This is a genomic window from Bacteroidota bacterium (assembly GCA_036522515.1).
Taxonomy (GTDB): domain Bacteria; phylum Bacteroidota; class Ignavibacteria; order UBA10030; family SZUA-254; genus VBOC01.
This window is the reverse complement of record DATDFQ010000007.1, coordinates 39,695-62,087: the sequence shown is the minus strand read 5'-3', so window position 1 is coordinate 62,087 and position 22,393 is coordinate 39,695. Positions and strand designations below refer to the sequence as shown.

The 22,393-nt window shown below is 60.0% G+C and carries 11 protein-coding genes; 2 read left to right on the top strand and 9 right to left on the bottom strand.

Annotation, left to right across the window (positions count from 1 at the left end):
- Positions 1-191: 191 nt before the first annotated feature.
- Positions 192-7,412 carry a T9SS type A sorting domain-containing protein gene (locus VI215_01110; GenBank protein ID HEY6190905.1) on the top strand — a complete coding sequence of 2,407 codons (7,221 nt, stop codon included), beginning with the start codon at positions 192-194 and terminating at the stop codon, positions 7,410-7,412.
- Between the two features lie 158 nt (positions 7,413-7,570).
- On the opposite strand, the gene VI215_01105 is transcribed toward VI215_01110, so the two are convergent.
- From VI215_01105 to argC, 8 genes are all read right to left on the bottom strand, one after another.
- The gene (locus VI215_01105; protein HEY6190904.1) at positions 7,571-8,407 is read right to left on the bottom strand and encodes a carboxypeptidase regulatory-like domain-containing protein; all 837 of its coding nucleotides are present in this window, start codon (positions 8,405-8,407) and stop codon (positions 7,571-7,573) included.
- A 26-nt stretch (positions 8,408-8,433) separates the two neighbouring features.
- Positions 8,434-9,024 (bottom strand): diheme cytochrome c-553, encoded by a 591-nt coding sequence (locus tag VI215_01100; GenBank protein ID HEY6190903.1) that lies wholly within the window; start codon positions 9,022-9,024, stop codon positions 8,434-8,436.
- A 240-nt stretch (positions 9,025-9,264) separates the two neighbouring features.
- Positions 9,265-10,659, bottom strand: a complete 1,395-nt coding sequence (argH, locus tag VI215_01095; GenBank protein HEY6190902.1) for an argininosuccinate lyase — start codon at positions 10,657-10,659, stop codon at positions 9,265-9,267.
- 13 nt (positions 10,660-10,672) lie between these two features.
- Positions 10,673-11,905 carry an argininosuccinate synthase gene (locus tag VI215_01090; protein ID HEY6190901.1) on the bottom strand — a complete coding sequence of 411 codons (1,233 nt, stop codon included), beginning with the start codon at positions 11,903-11,905 and terminating at the stop codon, positions 10,673-10,675.
- The gene (locus tag VI215_01085; GenBank protein ID HEY6190900.1) at positions 11,902-12,354 is read right to left on the bottom strand and encodes an arginine repressor; all 453 of its coding nucleotides are present in this window, start codon (positions 12,352-12,354) and stop codon (positions 11,902-11,904) included. Before VI215_01085 ends, VI215_01090 begins: the two co-directional genes overlap by 4 nt.
- Before the next feature lie 18 nt (positions 12,355-12,372).
- The gene (argB, locus tag VI215_01080) at positions 12,373-13,224 is read right to left on the bottom strand and encodes an acetylglutamate kinase (GenBank protein HEY6190899.1); all 852 of its coding nucleotides are present in this window, start codon (positions 13,222-13,224) and stop codon (positions 12,373-12,375) included.
- 21 nt (positions 13,225-13,245) lie between these two features.
- Positions 13,246-14,454 (bottom strand): bifunctional glutamate N-acetyltransferase/amino-acid acetyltransferase ArgJ, encoded by a 1,209-nt coding sequence (argJ, locus tag VI215_01075; GenBank protein ID HEY6190898.1) that lies wholly within the window; start codon positions 14,452-14,454, stop codon positions 13,246-13,248.
- Between the two features lie 10 nt (positions 14,455-14,464).
- Complete coding sequence (gene argC, locus VI215_01070) at positions 14,465-15,478, bottom strand: N-acetyl-gamma-glutamyl-phosphate reductase (GenBank protein ID HEY6190897.1); 1,014 nt, start codon at positions 15,476-15,478, stop codon at positions 14,465-14,467.
- 104 nt (positions 15,479-15,582) lie between these two features.
- Here argC and VI215_01065 point away from each other — a divergent pair, with 104 nt between their 5' ends.
- Entirely contained in the window at positions 15,583-16,758 is a 1,176-nt protein-coding gene (locus VI215_01065; GenBank protein HEY6190896.1) for an aspartate aminotransferase family protein, read from the top strand.
- A 219-nt stretch (positions 16,759-16,977) separates the two neighbouring features.
- On the opposite strand, the gene VI215_01060 is transcribed toward VI215_01065, so the two are convergent.
- Positions 16,978-22,002 (bottom strand): T9SS type A sorting domain-containing protein, encoded by a 5,025-nt coding sequence (locus VI215_01060; protein HEY6190895.1) that lies wholly within the window; start codon positions 22,000-22,002, stop codon positions 16,978-16,980.
- Positions 22,003-22,393: the final 391 nt, after the last annotated feature.

Here is a 22,393-nt window from a genome sequence, read left to right as displayed (position 1 = left end):
ACGGGCTCCGATTCCCGATGCCCGTGCGGCGGCGCACCCTGGGAGCGTGATCTGCGTCAGAATGATGAAATTGATCAGAATTCGAAGGGTCGGAGCAATCAATACCTCTCTTTAAAACTTGATTATGTTATGGGATTTAGCTAAGATTGTAGTTCAAATAAGACATATAACTTCTTAATAATGGAGATCGCATGAAAAATATGGGACTGATTCTTCTGATCGTGCTGCTGGCAGTTCCTGCATTGAGTATTTCCCAAACTTCCTGGAAAGGCACGACCAGCATCGACTGGAGCAGAGCCTCCAATTGGACAAACGGAGTTCCCACTCCCACGGTCGACGCAATCATCGGCGACGCCAGCTTCACAGGCGCCAATCAGCCGAAGCTGACCGCGTCCGGGTCCTTTTGCAAGTCACTCACGATCGGCGCAGGCGTCAAGGTTTCGGTCCTCACGATTTCCAAAGGGCTGACCGTCTCGGGAAATATTACCATCGGAGCCAACGGCACCATCAACCATTCGGGGAAGAACGTCCTGCTCACGGGGAACTGGATCAACTCGGGCGCCTACAACGGGAACGCGAGCGCAACGATCATATTCGGAGGATCAGTGCAGACGATCTCCGGCCCGACCGCCTTCAGGGCGGTGACCGTCAATTCAGGCTGCACGCTCAAGCTCAACGCAAATATCAGCGTCGCGCACCAGCTCGACGTGAACGGGATTCTCGACCCGGGAGAGTCGCCGACATTTACGATTTCCGGATCCGGAAACTTCCTCGGGAATGCTTCCGGCACCATGCTTGTCAAGGCATCGACATTTGCAGGAAACTACGCGATGAGCGGCGGCGGCTCGAATTTCAAGAATACGAGCACGGTCGATTATGCGGCAACGACGGTGAATCAAACCGTCAGCAACCCCGCCACCTACGGCAACCTGAGAATCAGCGGCGCGCTGACCAAAACATTGAACACGAGTCTCACGGTCATCGGCGGGGACCTGACCGTGGCGTCGGGCACCTTCGACCTCTCCACGTTCACGGCGAACAGCTCCGGCGGGGGAGCATTCCTTGTTGTCGCAAACGGAGCGACGCTGAAGATCGGCGGGACCAACACGTTTCCCTCGTTCTATTCCACCTACAGCATCGGTGCTGCGAGCACGGTGATCTATTCCGGCGGCAATCAGGCCGTCGCCCTTCAAACCTACGGCAACCTGGCACTCAGCGGAAGCGGTGGCGCTGCGGTAAAAACATTTCCGGCGGGTTCGATGACGATTGCGGGAAACCTGACAAGCACGGCCGGCAGCGGCCCGTCTCTCTCCTTCACCGCAGGGGGAGCGATCACCGTCAACGGCGACATCTCGATCGGAGCTTCGACGACGTTCAACGGGGGATCGTTTTCGCACCGGCTTGGGGGCAATTGGACCAACAACGGCACGTTTACGGGCGCCACCAGCACATTCACTCTCAGTGGCGTGGCAAAGACGATTGGCGGCGCGGGGGTCACGAATTTCAACAACCTGACGGTCACCGGATCCGGTATCTCCTGCGCCCCGGCCACGAATCTGACCGTCACCGGCAATTTCCTGACCAGCGGAGCCGGCACCTTTTCCCAGGCGGGCGGGGGAACACTTACGATGAGCGGAGCTTCGAAATCGATTTCCGGAGCCGGAATCACGTTGAATGATTTCACCGCGTCGGGGTCGATCGGGTCGGCCGCTTCGTTCACCGTGGGGGGCAATCTCACGGCGAGCGGGTCCTTTATAGCGACCGGCGGCACGATCACCATGAGCGGTTCCTCCAAGACCATCGGAGGGGCCGGGACGCTGACGTTCTTCGGCCTGAACGTGACCGGATCCGTCACGACGGCCCGCAGCTTTTCGATGAAATCCGACCTCTCGTTGGCGGGGACCTTCAGCGCCTCCGCCGGGACGCTGACATTTTCGGGGACGTCTACCGTCTCGGGGACGCCGGCCCTCTTCAATGTCGTGTTGAACGGGACGAAACTGCAACTCGGGACGGGTTGCACGCTCGGGGTGTCCGGGAGCCTGACTCTGACCGCCGGAGTGTTCGACGCCACATCGACCACGCCCAATACGGTTGATTACAATGCCTCAGGCGCGCAGGCGATTGCCTCGACCACATACAACAATTTGAACCTCTCAACGGGCGGCGTCAAAACCGCCGGGGGAGCTCTGAGCGTCAACGGAAATCTGACGATCAACGCGGGCGCGACGTTCAACGGCGGAACTCTCACCCACTCGATCTCCGGGAACTGGATCAACCATGGTTTGTTCGCGGCGAATACAAGCACCGTTCAACTGGTCGGAACCCGCGACGCATCGATCACGGGGACGACGACCTTTAACGCGTTGACGATCAATAAAAGCAGCTCCGCGAATCTCGTGGTTCTGAACAACTCCGTCACCGTGGGGACGATGGGAATGACGAGCGGGACCATGCACACCGGCGCCAACAGCGTCACCATCACCTCGACGAGGACGGGGAACGGCATCATTATCGGCACGATCACGCGGACCCAGGCATTCTCGGACGGACTCTCCTATGCGTTCGAAGGGCCGAACAACACCGTCACCTTTGCCTCGGGCTCGGGGGGCGTAACCTCCGTGACCATCACCGTCCTTCAGGTCGCCGTCGCCGATTTCATTTACGCCAGTTCGATAAACCGTGAATATGACGTGACAGTCGCTTCCGGCGGAGGTTATCAGGCGGCCCTCCGGCTTCACTACGAGGATGACGAACTCAACGGTAACATTGAATCCCTGATGCAGGAGTGGACCTTCAACGGGAGCGCCTGGGTCATTTCGGGCAAGACGGCGAATGATACGGTCAACAACTGGGTGGAGCAGGGCGGCCTGTCGTCCATCGACGGTCGATGGTCGCTTTCGGACAATCAGAACGTCGTCGCATGGAACGGGTCTGTGAGCTCGGCATGGGAAGATTCCGCCAACTGGACTACGGTTCAGGGAACGCCGACGCTCCCGCCCTCGGCTTTCACCATCGTGCTGTTCGGGTACGCCCCGTTCGTGAACCAGCCCTCGCTCTCGTCGGCGACCAGCGTGAAGAACATCGTGTTCCAAAGCGCCCAGCAGACGGCTCTTACGATTGCAGGGGGCGGCTCACTGGCATCGAACGGGAATATAACCGGGCAGTGGAGCTCGCCGGCAGCCCACTCGATCGACGTCGGATCCCAGACACTTACCGCCGGAGGGATCATCAATCTGAGCGACGGCTCGAACGGGAACTCGATCAACCTGAACATCGGATCGGGGTCGGTGACCGTCGCGGGCCTTCTCACCCAGTCGGGGGATGCCACCATCTCCTGGAACGGAAGCGGCAGCCTGAGCCTTGCGGGCGATTTCAATTACTCCGGAGGAACGTTTTCAGCAGGGTCGGGGACGATGATCTACACGGGGGTCCGCCCCCAGAATGTCGGGGGAGGAATATCGTACAACAACCTGGTCATCGACAAGACCGCGGGGACAGCGGTTCTCTCGACGCCCGCCGTCGTCGCGGGAAACCTGACGCTTTCGACCGCCGGGACGTTCTCCGTCGGAGGTTCGCTGAGCGTGGCGGGGGACCTGACCGTGAGCGCTGGTACCACCCTGGATGCGACCTCCTCGACGATCAGTGTCGGGGGTAATTGGATCCGGACCGGAGTTTTTACCGCCGGAACCGGGACCGTCGCGTTCAACGGTGGCGGCTCGCAATCCATCGGAGCCAGTACGTTCAACAACCTGGTGGTGAACAAATCGGGCGGGATGGCCCTCCCATCGGACAATCTTCCCGTCAACGGGGATCTCACGGTGTTTGCGGGGATTCTTGACCTGCAGGGCTTTACGGCCAATCGCTCGGTGGCAGGCGGTACGTTCACGCTTACCGGGACGGGGACACTGAGGATCGGAGGCTCTTCGGCGTTCCCTTCCAACTACTCCGTCTACAGCATCGCCGGTTCGAGCACGGTTGAATACTACGGAGTTTCAACCCAATCGGTCGCCGCCGTTCAGTACGGGAATCTCACGCTCTCGAACGGGGGAGCGAATGCCAAGACCCTTGCGGGGTCGACGGCCGTCTCCGGCGATCTGCTGATCAACTCCGGAGCGACGTTCGCCGCGGATTCGTTCGCGGCGTCCATCGGCGGAAACTGGACAAACAGCGGCACGTTTATTCCATCGACAGGTTCAGTTACGCTCGGAGGGTCCTCAAAGCTCTTGTCGGGCCAGACGACGTTCAATAATCTGACGGTGACCGGATCCTACACCGCATCGGGGGACGTGACGGTCAACGGGGCGATGCAGGTCCTTGGTTCCTATCAGGCAGGAGCGACTACCACCACGTTTTGGGGCGACTTTGGCAACGCCGGGACATTCGCCGGAAGCGGCAACGTGACGTTCCAGGGCGCGGGAGCCCAGTCGATCGGACTCAACTCCGGGTTCAGCAACTCCGGCATGGTGAATTTCAACGGCTCCGTGGCGCCGTCGTTCTCCGACATAGCGGCTCCTTCGCTCGCCGGAGTCAACATCAATAATACCGCCGGGGTCGCGCCGGATCTCGGCTGGACCGTCGCGGGCACGTTCACCGTGGCGAACGGGGCAATGTTTACGGGCGGCGCCTTCACGCACACCTTCGGGGCCAACTTTACCAACAACGGAGCCGTAAGCAGTACCGGGATCCTCGTCTACAACCCATCCGCCGCCGCCACTCTCGCATTTCTCGGCACATCCTTCTCCAGCTCGGGCGCCGTGGAGATCGGCGGAACCGGCGACATCTCGGTGAACGGCGGGGCCCCGACGTTTTCCTCGCTCATCGTCTCGAACACAAGCGCGAACGGCGTCACGCCCCTCTCAAATTGGATCGTCTCCGGGGATCTTCTTATCGGCGGGGGGGCGACACTGAACGGGGGCCCGGCGCTTACTCATACCGTGACGGGAAACTGGACTGATAATGGCACCTTCAACGGTCAGACGTCGACCGTCGCGCTGAACAGCGGGTCCGGTTCTTCCCTGGCGGGGGACGGGAACACGACCTTCAACGGACTCACGATCTCCGGGATAGTTACCGCGTTCTCACCCTTCAACGTCGCCGCGGATTTTGCGGACAACGGGACATTCGACGCGACAGGGGTTGAGGTCACCTTCACGGGTTCTTCGGCTTCCACCATCGGAGGAACCACGACGCCTGTGCCATTCGACATCCTGACTGTCGCCAAGAGTTCCGCGACGGCCGCGCTTGCGGCGAACCTGACGGGAGTCAGCGGGTTGACGGTAGCGGGCGGAACGTTGGATCTCCTCACGTTTGCCGTGACGCAAAACGTTCTTGGAGGGGTGCTATCGGTCAACGCGGGAGCGACGCTCGCCGTCGGCGGATCGAATACCCTTCCAACCTTCGACCAGTACCTGCTCGACACCGCAAGCACCGTGCTCTACGACGGAACGGGGTCTCAAACAATTCTTTCTTCTCCGGTGTATGGTAACCTCGCCATGTCGAACACCGGCACGAGAACCCCGGACGGCGCGCTCACCGTCGCCGGCGGCATTTCGATCTCGGGCGGGACATTTACCGGAGGAGCGCTCACGCATCTCGTCGGAGGGAACTGGAGCATGACCGGCGGAACCTTTGCCAACTCCGGCACAACGATTCAGTTCAACGGAACGTTGGGTCAAACGATCGGCTCGACGGGCCACTTCAACAACATGACGATGAACAAACCGTCGGGCTCATGCACTGCCGGGACCAGCTTCACCGTGGACGGTCTTCTCACCTTCACCTCCGGAAATATCGTGACCGGAGCGAACAAGGTCATCATCAGCCAGACCGGAAGCGTGTCGAGAGCGAGCGGCCAGGTGGTGGGCAACCTCCAGAAGTATATCGCCGCAGGGCCCACCTCCGCGCTGTTCGAGATCGGCGATGCGAACGTCTACGCGCCGGTCGCGGTATCGTTCGCGAGCGTCACTTCTGCGGGAAACCTCACTGCGGGAGACGCCCCCGGCGACCATCCGGGCATCTCCTCCTCCGCGGTCGATGCGAATCTGGATGTCAATCGCTCCTGGTCGCTGACGAACGGCGGGATCGTCTTCTCGGCGTGCGATGCGACGTTCAATTATGCTCCGTCCGATGTCGATCCGGGAGCGGATCCCAGTCTCTTCATCGCGCAGAAGCTCGACACGTCGGTGTGGTCATTTGCGACCGTGGGTGTGCGGACGGCAACGAGCACGCAGGTCACCGGCGTGACTTCGTTCAGCGATTTCGCGTTTGGGATTCTGAAACACGACACGATCTTTGCGACCTCCAATACGCACGGGACAATCACGCCGTCGGGGCCGGTCCGCGTCCTTTACGGAACGGACACGAGCTTCACGATCACGCCCGATCCGGGATTCCTGAGGATCGATCTCGTGGTCGATTCGGTCTCGGTGGGGCCGCAGGCGAACTATGCGTTTACCAATGTGAAGAAGAACCACACCATCCAGGCGGTCTTCGGATACCCGGCGCCTCATCTGACCTCTGTCGGGCCGGTCTCCTCCTCGTACAGAGGGCAAACCCTTGATTTCGTGTTCGCCGGTTCAAATTTCTATTCCGGGATCACCTCGCTTAATCTGGGCGGGGGCATCACCGTCAACACGCTCATCGTCCCCTCCCCCGATACGCTCATTGCGAACCTCACGATCGGACCGTCGGCAACTCCGGGACCAAGGAACTTCTCGGTCACGAACAGCGGCCCGGGGGGCGGCACGTCGGAATCCGTCGCGTTCACCATCCTGAACCATGTTCCGGGAAACTTCAGCCTCGCGACCCCGGCAGACGGTGACACGGTCCGCCTGACGACGATCACGCATCCTGTGACCTTTACCTGGCATCCCTCCGCCGACCTCGATGCCTTCGATACCGTGACCTATATCCTGCACCTGCCCGGAACCCCTTTAGGGGATTCTGTAACGGTGAGGGGAGATACGGCCGTTTCTGTGGAGGGGCTCATGAGCCTTCTGACTCCCCACTCCTCCTATTCGTGGAGCGTGAGCGCGACGGACGGGTTCGACACGGTCGCCTCGACGGGAACATTCACGTTCCGGACGTCGGACACGGTGACGGGGGTCTCGGGGGGCTTGTCGGGAATACCGGCGGAGTACGCGTTGCGTCAGAATTATCCGAATCCGTTCAATCCAACGACGACGATTCGATTCGACCTTCCCCACCGGTCGGTTGTGACGCTTTTGGTCTACAATCTGCTCGGCGAAAAAGTGGCCACCCTTATCGATCAGCGGCCGATGGAAGCGGGATACCGGCAGGCGGGTTTTGACGCCTCAACGTTCCCGTCGGGAGTGTATCTCTATCGCCTCTCCGCGGACGACAGGGACGGGGAGAGATTCGTTCGCGTCGGGAAGATGATGCTGGTGAGGTAGGGGTAGCCGCAAGCTTCAGCTTCACCGAACATGTCATCCTGAGGGAGCATAGCGACCGAAGGATCTCGTGGTTCCGATCTGCGAGATCCTTCGCTTCGCTCAGGATGACAAAATGAGACACCAGCGAAATTCCCCTCTCCTTCCGGAGAATCGGGTTCCTATCTCAGCTTAAGCTCGAAATTCGCCGTCACTGTTGACTGGGGCTCCACCGTCACCTGCCTGCTCTCCTCATACGGCTGTTCGAATTCATACTTCTTGACTTTCTCGTGTTCCAGTTCCTTATTCACGATCGTAATTCCCTCATGCCACATCCGGAGAGTGTACGACCCCGGGGGAACATCCGCAAGCGAAAAGTTGCCGTCCTTGTCCGTTATTGCGTAGTAGGGGTGCTCCGCCACCATGATGGTTCCTGACATCCAGGGATGGCCGGCATCGCAGGTGAGATTAATGATTCCGGGCTTCGTGAGGGGCCGCGTGGAGGACTTCACGCCTTTGATCGGTTGCGCGATGTTAAACACCGTCTTCGGCTCCTTCGCTGCTTCGTACGAGTGAACGTTGTGAAGAATCGGGTCGTTATTGACTATCCGGAGAGAGCTGCCGACCGGGACAATCAGGGTGTGAGGATGATATTCGCAATTATGCTGGTCGATCAAGCATGGTTGATCATCCTGAAATTTCTTGCCTTTGGAAATACCATGCAGGTAGATAATCGCATCCGCAAGACCTCGATCCTTCCCGATGCAGAGCCGCGGTGAATGCTTCGACTTCCCGCACGACCTGTTATCCTGTGTACACATCATCTGATCGGATTTTGTCGAGCTCCCTTCGAGCCTCACCTTTCCGGTGATCGTCCCCCCATCATGCACCAGGACAGGGGTGTAGGCTGCCTGGCAGATCAGCCGGACACCTGCTCCCGGTCCGAAGACCAGAATCAGGAAGAGGGCGGCAGACTTCAGGAAAGATCTGAGGAGCGCCGCCCGCGTATCATTTCGCATTCTCATCCGAGACGATTCCGAACGCATTACTTCTTCGTGGTTCCGGGCGGCGGGATCGGATCAGGTATGGCGTTCGACACCGGTTTGAGCGTCTTCAAATAGGCAAACACCGATTTAAGGTCGCGGTCGGTCATCTTTCCGACGAATTCCCACGGCATGGGAGGGAGAATATCGCGCCCCTTCCCCATATGCTTGCCGGTGCGCAGAGCCTTTATGAACATGGCTTCAGTCCAGCTTCCAAGCCCCGTCGCTGTATCGGGAGTCAGGTTCATCGTAAACGAAGTCCCCCACGGGCCTCTCCATGCGGTGAAATGAGCGTTACCGACGGCTCCCCATCGATCGGGCGTCACTCCGATGACGCTATCTGCCGATACGGTCGGCATGGGAGCGTCGGCGGGATGGCCGGATAAAAGCCTGGAGGTGTCAATGATCGGTCCTTTCGGAGTGAATGCTTTCGGGGAGTGGCAATCGTTGCAGAGGCAAATTGTCACGAGATATTTTCCCCTCTCGGCCAGCGACGATTGGGCTTTGACCGCCGGGGTTTGAGCGTGGATCTGTACGGCGACCGCTACAACGAGCACTATGAGAACCGCAAGACCGCCTGTGAGCCTCTGCATCGGAACTCCTCCTTGATGGTAGATGATACGGTGTATGATTGGTGGAAAGCGGAAGTAATATAAAAAAGGGAAACCTTCGTGTCAAGTAGGGGGTTGGTGGTGTCTCAATTTCACCGACCATGTCATCCTGAGGGAGCGTAGCGACCGAAGGATCTCGTATTTCCGATCTGCGAGATCCTTCGCTTCGCTCAGGATGACAAGACGAGGTAGCCGCGGGCTTCCGCAAGCTGAAGCTTGCGGCTACCGATGCCTCGCGGTCAGTTTTTTGCCCCAGAAACGGAGCGCCTTCCTCACCTCGCCCGGGGATGTGGAACCGGAGGATTTCTTGTTTCGGAGGGATGTCCGGGGATCGAGGTAGCGGTACAGGTCCTTCCCGAAGAGACGCGAAAACCGGCGGTACTCCTTCAATTCGATGTCCTTCAGTGCGCGGTTCTTCGCCTGGCTGGTGCGAACGATCGAACCGACAATCGAATGCGCTTTGCGAAATGGCAATCCCTTGCGGACAAGGTAATCCGCGAGCTCCGTCGCGAGCATCTGGTCCGCCTGCGAGTCCGCCGCTGGGCGCTTCGTCCTGAACTTCACGTCGCCGAGCAACGATGCGAGAATGCCGAGGCACGCGGAGACGGTGTCCGCCGCGTCGAAGAGAGGTTCCTTGTCTTCCTGCATGTCGCGGTTGTAGGCCAGCGGCAGTCCCTTCATGATCGTCAACAGGGCGAGCAGATCGCCGTAGACCCTGCCCGTCTTTCCCCGGACCAGCTCGGCCATGTCGGGGTTTTTCTTCTGGGGCATAATGCTGCTTCCCGTGGCGAAGGCATCCCCCCATTCGACGAAGTCCCATTCGGGGGAACTCCAGAGGACGAGCTCCTCGGCGAACCTGCTGAGATGCATCATCGTGATCGCGCAACAGGCCAGGAACTCGATCTGCACGTCCCGGTCGCTCACCGCGTCGATGCTGTTGAGCACAAGGCCGGGGAAGCCGAGGATCCGCGCGGCATGGGAACGGTCGATCGGAAACGAAGTCCCGGCGAGGGCGCCCGCGCCGAGGGGCGAACGGCTGACGCGTTTCAGGCAATCGGTGAAGCGTTCCCGGTCGCGGTCGAGCATCGAAATGTAGCAGAGCAGCTGGTGCGAAAACAGAATGGGCTGGGCGTGCTGCAGGTGGGTGTAGCCCGGAACGACGAGATCCTGGTGTTTCACCGCCTTGCGGAGGAGACCTTGTTGCAGGCGGGAGATCAGCCGGTTCGTCGAGTCGATTGCCGAGCGGAGGAAGAGGCGTTCATCAAGGGCGATCTGGTCGTTGCGGCTTCGGGCGGTGTGAAGCTTTCCGCCGGTCGCGCCGGTCTTCTCAATGAGGCGGCTCTCGATCGCCATGTGGATATCCTCCCCCTCGAAGCGCCGGCCGCCGCCGGGCGCAAACTTCCCTTCTTCCATCTCTTTCCGGATCTGCCCCAGGGCCCGGATGATGACGGACGCTTCCTTTTTCGTGAGAATCTTTCTGCGGGCGAGCATCGTGACGTGCGCGATGCTTCCTTCGATGTCTTCCCGGAAGAGCCTTCGGTCGACCCCGAGTGATGAGGAAAAACGGAGGGCCCGGGGATCGAGCCGCGACTTGAATCGTCCGTTCCAGAGAGCCATCCCGGATCAGCGGTCAGGAAGCGATCTTGGTGGCACGCTGCTTCCGCCCCTTCGTCCTCGATTGGTAAAACGTCTTCAGAGGCAACCCGAAAATTTTGATGAACCCCTCGGACGCGCGATGGTCGAACTGGTCCTCCTTCGTGTAGGTCGCGAGACCCGCATGATAGAGGGAGTGGGGCGAGGTCCGTCCCGCGACCGCCATCGATCCCTTGAACAATTTGAGCTTCACGGTCCCGGAGACATGGGTCTGGGTCTCTTCGACGAACGCGTCGAGGGCGCTCCTGAGGGGGGAAAACCACAATCCGTTATAGACCAGATTCGCATATTCCTGGGACAGCCGGTGCTTCAGGTCGAAGACCATCTTGTCGAGCGTGAGGCGCTCCAGCTCCGTGTGCGCGAGGTGGAGAATCGTCGCCGCCGGCGCCTCGTAAATCTCCCGGGACTTGATCCCGACGAGGCGGTTCTCGACAAGGTCTATCCGCCCGACTCCGTGGGCTCCGCCGATCCGGTTCAGCGATTTGAGCAACGGGACGGATCCCATTCCCTTGCCGTTGAGTTCGACCGGAATCCCCTTCTCGAACGTGATCGATACGTGCTCGGGCTTGTCCGGCGCGTCTTCGGGGGCGACAGTGCGCTGGTACGCATCCGCGAGGGGCGCGCGGGCGGGGTCTTCGAGCGCGCCGCACTCGATGCTCGTTCCCCAGATATTTTCATCGATGGAGTAGGGGTTCGAGCGGGTTGCGGAAACGGGGATGGAATACTTTTTGGCGTACGCGATTTCTTCCTCGCGTGACTTGAATTCCCAGTCGCGCAAGGGGGCGATCACCGTGCACTCCGGCGCGAGGGCCCCGATGGAAACTTCGAACCGCACCTGGTCGTTTCCCTTGCCGGAACAGCCGTGGGCGATCATATCCGCCTGCTCCTTGCGCGCAACTTCGACGAGCATCCTGGCGATCAACGGCCGGCCGAGGGAGGTTGCCATCGGGTAGGACTGCTCGTAGAGAGCGCCGGCCCTCAGGGCCGGGAAGCAGTAGTGCTCCACGAACTCCTCCGTCAGGTCGCGGATGTAAACCTTCGACGCGCCGGTTTTCAGCGCCTTTTCACGAACTCCCGTGAGCTCCTTCTCCTGGCCGAGATTTCCGGTGGCCGTGATGATCTCCGCCTGGTACTTTTCCTTGAGCCACCTCACCATGACGGAGGTATCGAGACCCCCCGAGTAGGCGACGACAATCCTGGGTTTCTTCATTGCCTTCCTTCTATCAGTTTGTTGCGCAGAAATTCCATGACGTTTTTCGTCCGGTTTTGGGATTGCGGAATGACGAGGAGCGTGTTGTCCCCCGCGATGGTTCCGATGATGTCGCCGGGGTTCTGGGCGTCGAGGTATTCCCCGACCGCATTCGCGCACCCCGGAAGCGTCCGGACGACGATCACGCTTTCGTTTGCCCGCATCGAAAGCACCTGGGCGCCGACCACGGGGCCCAGGATCTGGACCTCCGCCTCGGGCTGAAGCACGTAGTGAGCTCCCTCGCCGGAGGAGACGCGCCCCACGCCGAGTTCCTGCAAATCCCGGGAGAGCGTCGCCTGCGTGACCGCGAATCCCTTTTTCTTCAGTTCGAGGCGCAGGGCGTCCTGGCTGGCGATTTGCCTGGAGCTCAGGATTTCCCTGATCGCGAAATGTCTTGCTGCTTTGGCCATGGCGGTAATTCCCCTCGGCTACAATGCGAGCAATTCTGTTCCGACGCCGGCGTCGGTGAAGATTTCCAGAAGGAGCGAATGGACGACCCGGCCGTCGATGAGATGAACCTTTTTCACGCCCGCCTCGAGCGCCGTAAAGGCGGAGCGGATTTTGGGGATCATTCCGTTGCTGATGACCCCGTCGCGGATGTATCCGTGGGCCTGGTCCCGGTTCATGCTGTTAACGAGCTCTCCCTGCGCCATCACCCCTTCCACATCGCTCAGGAAGACGAGCTTCTCGGCTTTGAGCGCGGCCGCGATCCCGGAAGCCGCAACGTCGGCGTTGATATTGTGGGCCTGTCCCTTCTCGTCGACTCCGATCGGCGCGATCACCGGCATGATGCCGTTGTCGAGGAGAAGTTTCAGGTGCGCCGCGTTCACCCCGACAATCTCGCCGACGAGGCCGAGATCGTGCTGCCCGTTCGAGGCCTTCCTGACCCTGATGAGATCCGCGTCGATGCCGCAGAGCCCCACAGCCTCGCCGTCGTGGCGATTGATGCGGGCGACGATATCCTTGTTGGTTTTGCCCGCCAGCACCATCTGGACGACCCCCATCATCGCTTCATCGGTGTACCGCTGGCCGTCGATAAAACGCGACGGGAGTCCGAGTTTGTCGGCGATCTCGGTGACATCCTTGCCGCCTCCGTGGACGATCACGATCTTGATGCCCACCTTTTTCAGGATCGTCACATCCTGTGAAAACGTTTCCTCCAGCCCCTCGTCGATCATCGCGGCGCCGCCGTACTTGATGACGAAGACCGACCCCTCGTACCGGCGGATGTACGGAAGAGCTTCGATGAGGACTTCGGTTTTTTCCTTGATGGAGCGCATGGGCCGGGCCTTCAGGGGGTATCAGGTCCTGTAGTTCGCATTGATCGCCACATAATCCTTCGAGAGGTCGCAGGTCCAGAAGGACGCCGAGGCGGCGCCCTGGTGGAGATGGACGGAGATCTTGATCTCTCGCTCCATGAGAACGCGCTTGGCCGCCTCTTCCGAGAAATCGATCAGGTAGTCTTTTCGGAGAATCGGGACGTCCCCGAAATAAATCTCGACTCCGGCGGGATCGAACTCGATCCCCGAGTAACCCACCGCGGCGAGGATTCTTCCCCAGTTCGCGTCCTCCCCGTTGATCGCCGTCTTGACGAGGTTGGAATTTGCGATCGCCCGGGCCGCCTGGACGGCGGCCTGTTCCGTGGCGGCGCCGCTGACCTCGATCTCGATGAACTTGGTCGCCCCCTCGCCGTCGACGACGATCATCTTGGAGAGGCGAACGAGCAGGTACTCCAGCGCTTCGTAGAAAGCCGCGTAGCGGGGGTCGGCGGGATCGTTCAGCTCCCTGTTTCCCGCGACGCCGTTGGCGAGCATCAGCACCATGTCGTTCGTGCTGGTGTCCCCGTCGACCGATATCCGGTTGAACGACCGGTCGGCGGCATCCTTCAGGGACGCCTGGAGCAGCTCGCTCGAAATTGCCGCGTCGGTCGTGATGAACGCCAGCATCGTCGCCATGTTCGGGGCGATCATCCCCGAACCCTTCGCCATCCCTCCGATGGTCACGTCGACGCCGTCAAGGACCACCCGTACCGCGAGCTCTTTGGGAAACTTGTCCGTCGTCATGATCGCCTCGGCGGCGGAGGTGTGGGCCCCCGCGTCGAGCATCGAGGCCGCTTCCGCGATCCCGGTTGTGATCTGTTCCATCGGGAGGTATTGCCCGATGACCCCGGTCGATGAAACTAGCACCTCGCTCCGGTGTATCCCCAGGGCGGAGGCGGTCGTGCTCACCATCGACCACGCGTCGTTCAGCCCGCGTTCTCCGGTGCACGCGTTCGCGTTTCCGCTGTTGATCAGGATGGCGCGGAAGGAGCTCGAAATCCCCAATTGCAGCTTGTCGACCAGAACCGGAGCCGCGGGAACCCTGTTGGTCGTGAAAATCCCTGCGACGCGGGCGGGCTCGGTCGAAAAAACGAGCGCGAGATCCTTTTTTACTTTCTTGATTCCACTGTGGACTCCGGCCGCGTAAAAGCCCTTCGGGCCGGTGATGCCGCATGGACACTCGTTGTGCATCGTACTCTCCTTAGAAATGTAAGCCCTGTTCCTGTGGAATTCCGAACATGATGTTCATATTCTGGACCGCCTGCCCGGCGGCGCCTTTCACGAGGTTGTCGATGACCGAGATGATGATGAGATCGTTCGTCCGGCGGTCGACCGCCAACCCGATATCGCAATAGTTCGTATAGAGCACGTCCTTGATCTGGGGGATCCGGCGTTTGATCCGGACGAACGGCGCGTCCGCGTAATACGATTCGTAGAGCTCGATGAGCGCGGATTCGCTCATCGGCGAGCTCAACCGGGCGTGGATGGTGGTGTAGATTCCCCTGTTGAGGGGAACAAGATGGGGAACGAACGAGAGCGACACGGGCTTCCCCGTGGCCTGTTCGAGGATCGACTGAATTTCCGGGGTGTGTTGGTGCGTGCCGATCTTGTAGGCCCGCACGTTCTCGTTGATCTCGGAGAAACTCAATTCGGTCGAGGAGGTTCGCCCCGCGCCGGTAATCCCCGAAAGGGAATTCACGACAATCCCGTCCGGTGCGACGGCCGCGTGCCGGAGGGCGGGCGCGAGAGCAAGGATGACGCTCGTCGCGTAGCACCCCGGGTTTGCGACGAACCGGGCCGATTTGATCGACGAAAAGAATAGTTCGGGGAGGCCGTAGACCGCCTGGCCGAGCATCGAAGGCGCGGAGTGCGGTTGATGATAGTATGTTTCGTAGAGGGACGCCGATTGCAGGCGGAAATCGCCGCTCAGGTCGATGATATGCCCGACCGAGGAGACAAGCTGGGGGACGATCTTCATCGCCTCGCCCGACGGCAGGGAGACGAAGGCGATCTCGACACCGTCAAGATGATTCGAAAACGTCTCGTACTCCAGCCCCACCCTTCCGGAGAAGACCGGGTAGAGTTCTTCGACCTTTTTTCCGGCGAACGTGTGCGCCGTGACTTTCTTAACCTGTACGTCGGGCCGGCCCGACAGCAGGCGGAGCAACTCCGCGCCGGAATATCCCGAGGCACCGATGATGGCGGCTGTGATCATGGAATTGCATAAGTATACATTATTTTGTATTATTATGCAAGAACTTTTTGACCGGTTGGCGTTTATTTTTTTTAATCTCAGATCTGCAGGCTGAAAGGAGCCGTATGAAATCTCTCGAGCGCGAAGCCGCTTATTTCTTTCACACGTACAAGAGGATTCCCCTCGAAATCGATCGCGGAGAGGGGGTTTACCTCTTCACGAAGGATGGGAAACGATATCTCGACATGTTCGGGGGCCTGGCCGTCAACGCGCTCGGTTACGGACATCAGGGGGTGCTTGAAGCCATCTCGAAGCAGGCGGGCCGGTACATCCATCTCTCCAATTACTACCTGCAGGAGCCCCAGTTGAAGCTGGCGGAGCTGCTCGTGAAACACTCGGGGTATTCCAGGGTCTTCTTCGGGAACAGCGGCACCGAGGCGATCGAAGGAGCGATCAAGATCGCCCGAAAGTGGGGCTCCAAACAGGGGAAGACGGATATCATTTCCTTCACGAACGCGTTTCATGGGAGGACCATGGGGGCGCTCTCGATGATGGACCGCCCCAAATACCGGGAGGGCTATGAGCCCTTCCTCGAGAACTTTCGCATTGTTGAGTTCAACGATGCGCCGGCTCTCCGCGCCTCCGTCGATTCGAAGACGGCGGCGGTGGCCCTCGAGTTCATTCAGGGCGAGGGGGGCGTCTGTCCGGTGTCGCAGGAATTCGCCGGAGAGATCCGGGAGCTGCAGAAGCGTTTCGGTTTTCTCCTGATCGCCGACGAGATCCAGTGCGGGATCGGCCGGACCGGAAAGTTGTTCGGCTTCCAGCACTACCCGGTCTCGCCGGACATCGTGGTGCTGGCGAAGCCGCTCGGGGGCGGCCTTCCCCTCGCGGCGATTCTCGGAGGAAACGCGGTGGCCGGGGTCCTGGAGCCCGGCGTCCACGGCACGACCTTCGGGGGCAATCCCGTCGCCTGCGCTGCCGGGATCGTGGTTCTCGAGGAGGTCCTCGCGCGCGGGGTCATGGACAATGCGGCGGCCATGGGGAAGATCCTGAACGCACGCTTGCTGGAGTTGAAACGGGAGTTCCCCGCGATCGTCAAGGAAGTGAGAGGATACGGATTGATGGTCGGGATGGAGCTGGCCCGCGAGGGAGAAACGATCGTCGGCGAGTTGCGCGACCGCGGTATTCTGCTCAACTGCACCAATCAAAACGTGCTCAGGTTCCTTCCGCCCCTGACCATCGGGGAGGATCACATCGACGAGACGGTCCGGAAGCTGCGGGAGATATTTCAATCCTCCTAGGGAGGGGTAGCCGCAGCCTTTAGGCTGCGGTCTTATCGCATCCGGCCACTCCCTGTTCTGTCATCCTGAGCGAAGCGAAGGATCTTGCAGGTCGGAAAAACGAGATCCTTCGGTCGCTCCGCTCCCTCAGGATGACATCATAAAAAAAGCCGGTCCCGCTGTTTCGGAACCGGCTCTTCGTTACTGATTATACACGCAAGCTAAAGCTTGCGCCTACCCCTACCGCATCAGCATCATCTTCTTCACCTGCACGAAGCTCTTCCCGTCCGCTCCCTCCGCCGACATCCGGTAGAGGTACACCCCTGACGGGATGCTCGACGCGTCCCATTTCACCGACAGATATCCGATATCCATCGACCGGTGATCGACGAGCGTGGCGACCATCTGGCCGAGCAGGTTATACACAGCCAGCGTGACGACCGATCGGTGCGGCAGGTCGAACTCGACCGTCGTGCTCGGATTGAACGGATTCGGATAGTTCTGGTGCAGGGCAAACTCCTTCGGGACGCGTTTCCCCTGCTCCGCAACGGCCGTCACCGAATCGGAGGTCGTGAACGTGAACGTTTCGGACGACAACACCGTATCAAATCCGTCCGTTACGTACACCCTCCAGGTGTAGACGGTGTGAGGCGCCAGCTGACTCATCAGATCCGCACTCGACAGCGAGGTATCCGTTGTCACCCCGATCGAATCTCCGACCGGCGTCACCAGCCACACGTTGTACCTCAGCGTGTCCGGCACATCCGGATCACTTGACGGATGCCACTTGAATTCGATCGGCACCGCAGGAGACTTTAACTTAATGGTGTCGCCATTGAGCGGCTCGGCCAGGCTAAAATCGCTCGGCGCGTGATTGTGAATAAAGAGCAAAATGGGACTGGAAGTACCGCCACCCGGCGGGCTGTTCGTCACCGAGAACGGCCGGGTTCCGGGCGCTGTCGCCGCTCCAACTGTTATATTCGCGAAGATCGTATCAGATGTGAACACGCTGAAGGAATTGAGCGTTATCCCCGAACCGACGTTCAGAGTGCTGACTCCGCTCTGGTAATTCGCACCTGTCAGGACCAGATTCACAGTCTCACCCCTGTACACATTCTGGGGCGTCATGGTCGTGAGTATCGGCAGCGGGTGCGTATCGAAGAACGCCTCGATCGTGTGGTCGGCAGCGATATTGGTGAACGTGTACTTGCTCACCGCCCCCACCGATACGCTGTCGACATGGACGTCGGAAACGAAGTAGGCCGAATCGGGCGTGATGTTGAAGACGAGCGTCCCTCCGAACGAAGCCGGCACCGCACCCGAGGGAGCGATCGATCCGTGGGGGCCCGCGCTCGCAAAGACGGTGAATGAATGGAGCGCGAAGCTCGCCTCGATCGTGTGGTTCGCTGTGACGTTTGTGAAGGTGTACTTCGGCACCGCGCCGACTGAGACGCTGTCGACCTGGACGTCGGTGATGAAGTACCCGGTGTCCGGGGTGATCGTGAAGCTCTGGCTGCCGCCATAGTTGACCGATACCGCCCCTGAGGGCGAAATCGATCCGTTGGCCCCCGCGCCGGCGTTCACGGTAAAGGTCTGGATGGCGAAGGTCGCCTCAATGACGTGGGCCGCCGTCACGTTCGTAAAGGTGTACTTCGGCACCGCGCCGACCGAGACGCTGTCGACGTGAACGTCGGAGATGAAGTATCCGATATCGGGCGTGATCGTAAAGGTCTGATCGGACCCGTAGTTCACCAGGACGACGCCCGAAGGAGACACCGTTCCGTTGCCGCCGGATGTCGCAGTAATCGCAATCTGGTCGATCGCAAAGGTGGCATTCAGCGTATGGCCGCCGGTCACATGGGCGAACGTATACTTGGCGACCGCTCCGATGGACACCCCGTCCACCACCACGCTATCGACATGGTAGTGCGCATCCGGCGAAATCGTGATACTCGTATCCGCCCCGTATTCTACGACGACACCGCCCGACGGGGAGACGCTCCCGTTCGGGCCTGCGGTCGCGGTAATGACGAACGTCTGAATGACGAAGCTGGCCTCGATCGTGTGATTCGCGGTGATGTGCGTAAACGTGTACTTCGGAACGGCACCCACCGAGACGCTGTCGACATGAACATCGGCAATCAGGTATCCCGTGTCGGGCGTGATCGTGAAGCTCTGATCGGCCCCGAAGCCGACCGGGACGGAGCCCGAGGGAGAGATCGAACCGTGAGATCCCGCAACCGCGTTCAGAGTGAATGCCTGCAGGACAAATGTGGCTTCGATGACGTGCGGCGCCGTCACGCCGGTGAATGTATAGGTTGGAACCGCGCCCACCGACACGCTGTCGACACGAACGTCACCGACCGCATAACCGGTATCGGGCGTGATGGTGAACGTGTTGTCCGATCCATAGTTTACGATGGACGTGCCCGGCGGCGAGATCGTGCCGTGCGCGCCGGCGATCGCCTTCAAGGCAAACGTCTGGATCGCGAAACTTGCCTGGATCGTATGGTTCGCGACGACGTTGGCCAGCTTGTACACCGGCACCGCGCCCACCGAGACCGTATCGACATGGACATCCGTGATATAGTATCCCACGTCGGGGGTAATCGTAAAGGGCTGACTCGCCCCCGAATCCACGAAGACTTTCCCCGAAGGCGAGATCGCGCCGTGGCTGTCGGCGAGCGCGACGACGCTGAACTGGTTGATTGCAAACGACGCGTCAATCGTCCGGTTCGCCGTCACGCCGTTAAAGTCGTAGCTCCCCGCGGGTCCCACCGATCCACCGTCCACCAGGACGTCGGCCACATGATAACCCGCGTCCGGAGTCACGGTGAAGGACTGGCTTCCGCCGTACGTCACCAGGACCGCGCCCGAGGGAGTGATCGTTCCATGAGCGCCGGCTGTCGCGGTGATGGTCAGCGTGTCGATCGCGAAACTCGCATCGACCGTATGATTCGCGGTGACGTTCGTGAGAGTAAAGCTCGTGGCCGCTCCGGCGGAAACGCCGTCCACAAGGATTTCGGCGACGTGATAACCGGTATCCGGCGTGAGCGTGTAGGGCTGGTTATCCCCGTAGTTCACGGTCACTTTCCCCGAGGGAGAAATGGTCCCGTGGGCGCCGGCCGTCGATACCAGGCTGTACGTATTGATGGCAAAACTCGCGCTGATCGTATGATTCGCGACGACCCCGGTGAAGGTGTAGGTCGGAACCACCCCGACCGTCACACCGTCGACGAGGACGTCCAGCGTGTGATATCCGAGCGCGGGGGTGATTGTAAAGGTCGTATCAGCGCCATAATTCACAATTGTCGCGCCCGACGGACTGATCGATCCGTTTGCTCCCGCCGTGGCGGTGATCGTGTCGGTGTCGATCGCAAACGTCGCCGAGATGGTGTGATTCGCGGTGACGCCCGTAAACGAATGGCTTGAGACGGCGCCGATCGAGCTGCCGTCAACGAGCACATCCGCCACATGGTAGTGCGCGTCCGGAGTGATCGTAAAGGTGGTGTCGGATCCGTAATTCACCACGGCCAGGGCGGGCGAGATCGAACCGTTCGCGCCGGCCGACGCGGTAATCGTAAATGTGTCGATCGCAAAGGTCGCGGAAATGGTGTGATTGGCGATCACATTCGTGAACGTATGGCTCGAGACGGCCCCGATCGAGCCCCCGTCGACCAGCACATCCGCCACGTGGTAGCCGAGTGCCGGCGTAAACGTGAATGTGGTGTCGGAGCCGTAGTTCACGACGGTCGCGCCGGAGGGAGAGACCGACCCGTTGGCTCCGGCCGACGCCGTGATCGTGTCGGTATCGATGCCAAACGACGCGGAGATTGTGTGATCCACGATCAGGTTCGTGAAACTGTAGTTGGTCACTGCTCCGACCGACACCCCGTCCACCAGGACGTCCGAGATATGATAATGGGCGTCAGGGGTGATCGTGAACGACTGGTTCGCGTGGGAAGCCAGTTTGACGTTCCCGGAGGGCGAGATCGTTCCGCCCGCTCCCGCCGTCGCGGCGACCACCACGCTGTCGGCCAGGAAGCTTGCGGAGATGGTGTGGTTGACGGAGACGCTCGGGAAGTTATAGCTCGTGACCCCGCCCTGCGAGACGCCGTCCACGACGACATCCGAAATATAGTAGTTTGTGTTCGCCGCAATCGAGAAGCCCTGGCTTGCGCCGAAGACGACGGACACGGCGCCCGAAGGGGTGATCGTCCCGTTCGCACCGGCCGACGCGGTAATGGTCAGCGACTTGATGTCGCCGATCGCGAAGTCGCTGAATGCCGTCAATCCGGTCACCTGGGTGCTCGTCGCCGTCTTCGTCCCCACGGTGGGCAACGTCCAGTTTGGCGAGTTGTACTTGCCGACAATAAAATTGGCCGTACTCGCTCCGGCGTCAACATCGCCGGCGACAAAATTAAATGTTGCGCTGTAGGTCGTAAAAACGACGCCGCTATTGGCGAGCGTGTAGTACCGGTTGACGCTCTTCGATCCGTCGATCGCCGAGGTGCCCAGATTGGGATGATCTCCTGCCGTTGCTTTTCCCGTAAGACTGCCCGCTGTGGTCACATTTCCGAAGGCGAGCGCAACAGGCGAATAATTGGAGGCATCCCCGACATGGTACGTCAGAGACGTAGCCCCCGTTGGCACGGGCAACCGGAAGTTTCCGTTGACCCAGCCACCCGTACGTGCAACCGACCCGGTCGGGCTGACGATCAGGGAATTTGCTCCCGTCGAAACCACGCCGGCTGTGAGTGTGAGAACTCCGTCTACGGTCGCATTGGAGGCAAGGGTTACACCGCCGGAACTATTTACCGTAAGATCGCCAAACGTCGAGCTCGAAGTGACGGTCTGGTTGACTGTCCCATTGAACACAACCAGCATGGTCCCGGGAGAGAAGGTGACCCCGTTTTCGGTCCAGTTGCCCGCAACGGTGACGACGTTACCCGATGTGGTGCTGCCGAGCTGACCGCCGAGAAGCGTCAGTCCCCCCGCCCCGACGGTGAGCGTCGCATTATTGATAAAGTCTTTTGTGCCCAGGGCACTCGACTGCGTAAACGAAAGGCAGACCGCGTTCGTGTTGACCTGAAGCGCGCCGCCCCCGTCGTTAAAGGCATCGTCTGCGGCCGTCGGTACCCCGGCACCCCCGGCTCCACCCTGCGTGACACTCCAGTTGGCTGCCCTGTCCCAGAACCGGCCGTTTCCGGAACCGGAACCGACCCAGTGTCTTTGTCCAGCCGATACGGTGGCAACAAGGGTCAAGAAAAGTACCGAAACGAAGAAAACCTCTAGCAGTCGTCTATGCATGAACTCCTCTATAGTATGTTATGAGAGTTGGAATAAATGGGTAAACCGGACAATTTCTTTTTTAAACATAATATAATTCAATATGTTAGCTTGATTAATTGAGGTGCAATATTAACTATTTCCAATGACACTTGCAAGTGATTTCCGATTCTGAAGAAGAGTTATCCACATCCCATCCAACCCTCAAAAGGCTTCATTTCTCGCTCGTTTGGAGCCATTCGTCCCGGATCCGAGCGCCGGAGGCCCTCCCGGAGGCCTAACCGGGCCGGTGATGGCATCCGGTGGGCCTGGGAGCAACGAAGCCGGTTCCGTTGCCTCGGAACCGGCTCTTCGTTGCAAGTCACCC

Coding starts and splice junctions, on each gene's coding strand:
- VI215_01110 (HEY6190905.1), top strand. CDS start 192: ATGAAAAATATGGGACTGATTCTTCTGATCGTGCTGCTGGCAGTTCCT.
- VI215_01105 (HEY6190904.1), bottom strand. CDS start 8,407: ATGCGAAATGATACGCGGGCGGCGCTCCTCAGATCTTTCCTGAAGTCT.
- VI215_01100 (HEY6190903.1), bottom strand. CDS start 9,024: ATGCAGAGGCTCACAGGCGGTCTTGCGGTTCTCATAGTGCTCGTTGTA.
- argH (HEY6190902.1), bottom strand. CDS start 10,659: ATGGCTCTCTGGAACGGACGATTCAAGTCGCGGCTCGATCCCCGGGCC.
- VI215_01090 (HEY6190901.1), bottom strand. CDS start 11,905: ATGAAGAAACCCAGGATTGTCGTCGCCTACTCGGGGGGTCTCGATACC.
- VI215_01085 (HEY6190900.1), bottom strand. CDS start 12,354: ATGGCCAAAGCAGCAAGACATTTCGCGATCAGGGAAATCCTGAGCTCC.
- argB (HEY6190899.1), bottom strand. CDS start 13,224: ATGCGCTCCATCAAGGAAAAAACCGAAGTCCTCATCGAAGCTCTTCCG.
- argJ (HEY6190898.1), bottom strand. CDS start 14,454: ATGCACAACGAGTGTCCATGCGGCATCACCGGCCCGAAGGGCTTTTAC.
- argC (HEY6190897.1), bottom strand. CDS start 15,478: ATGATCACAGCCGCCATCATCGGTGCCTCGGGATATTCCGGCGCGGAG.
- VI215_01065 (HEY6190896.1), top strand. CDS start 15,583: ATGAAATCTCTCGAGCGCGAAGCCGCTTATTTCTTTCACACGTACAAG.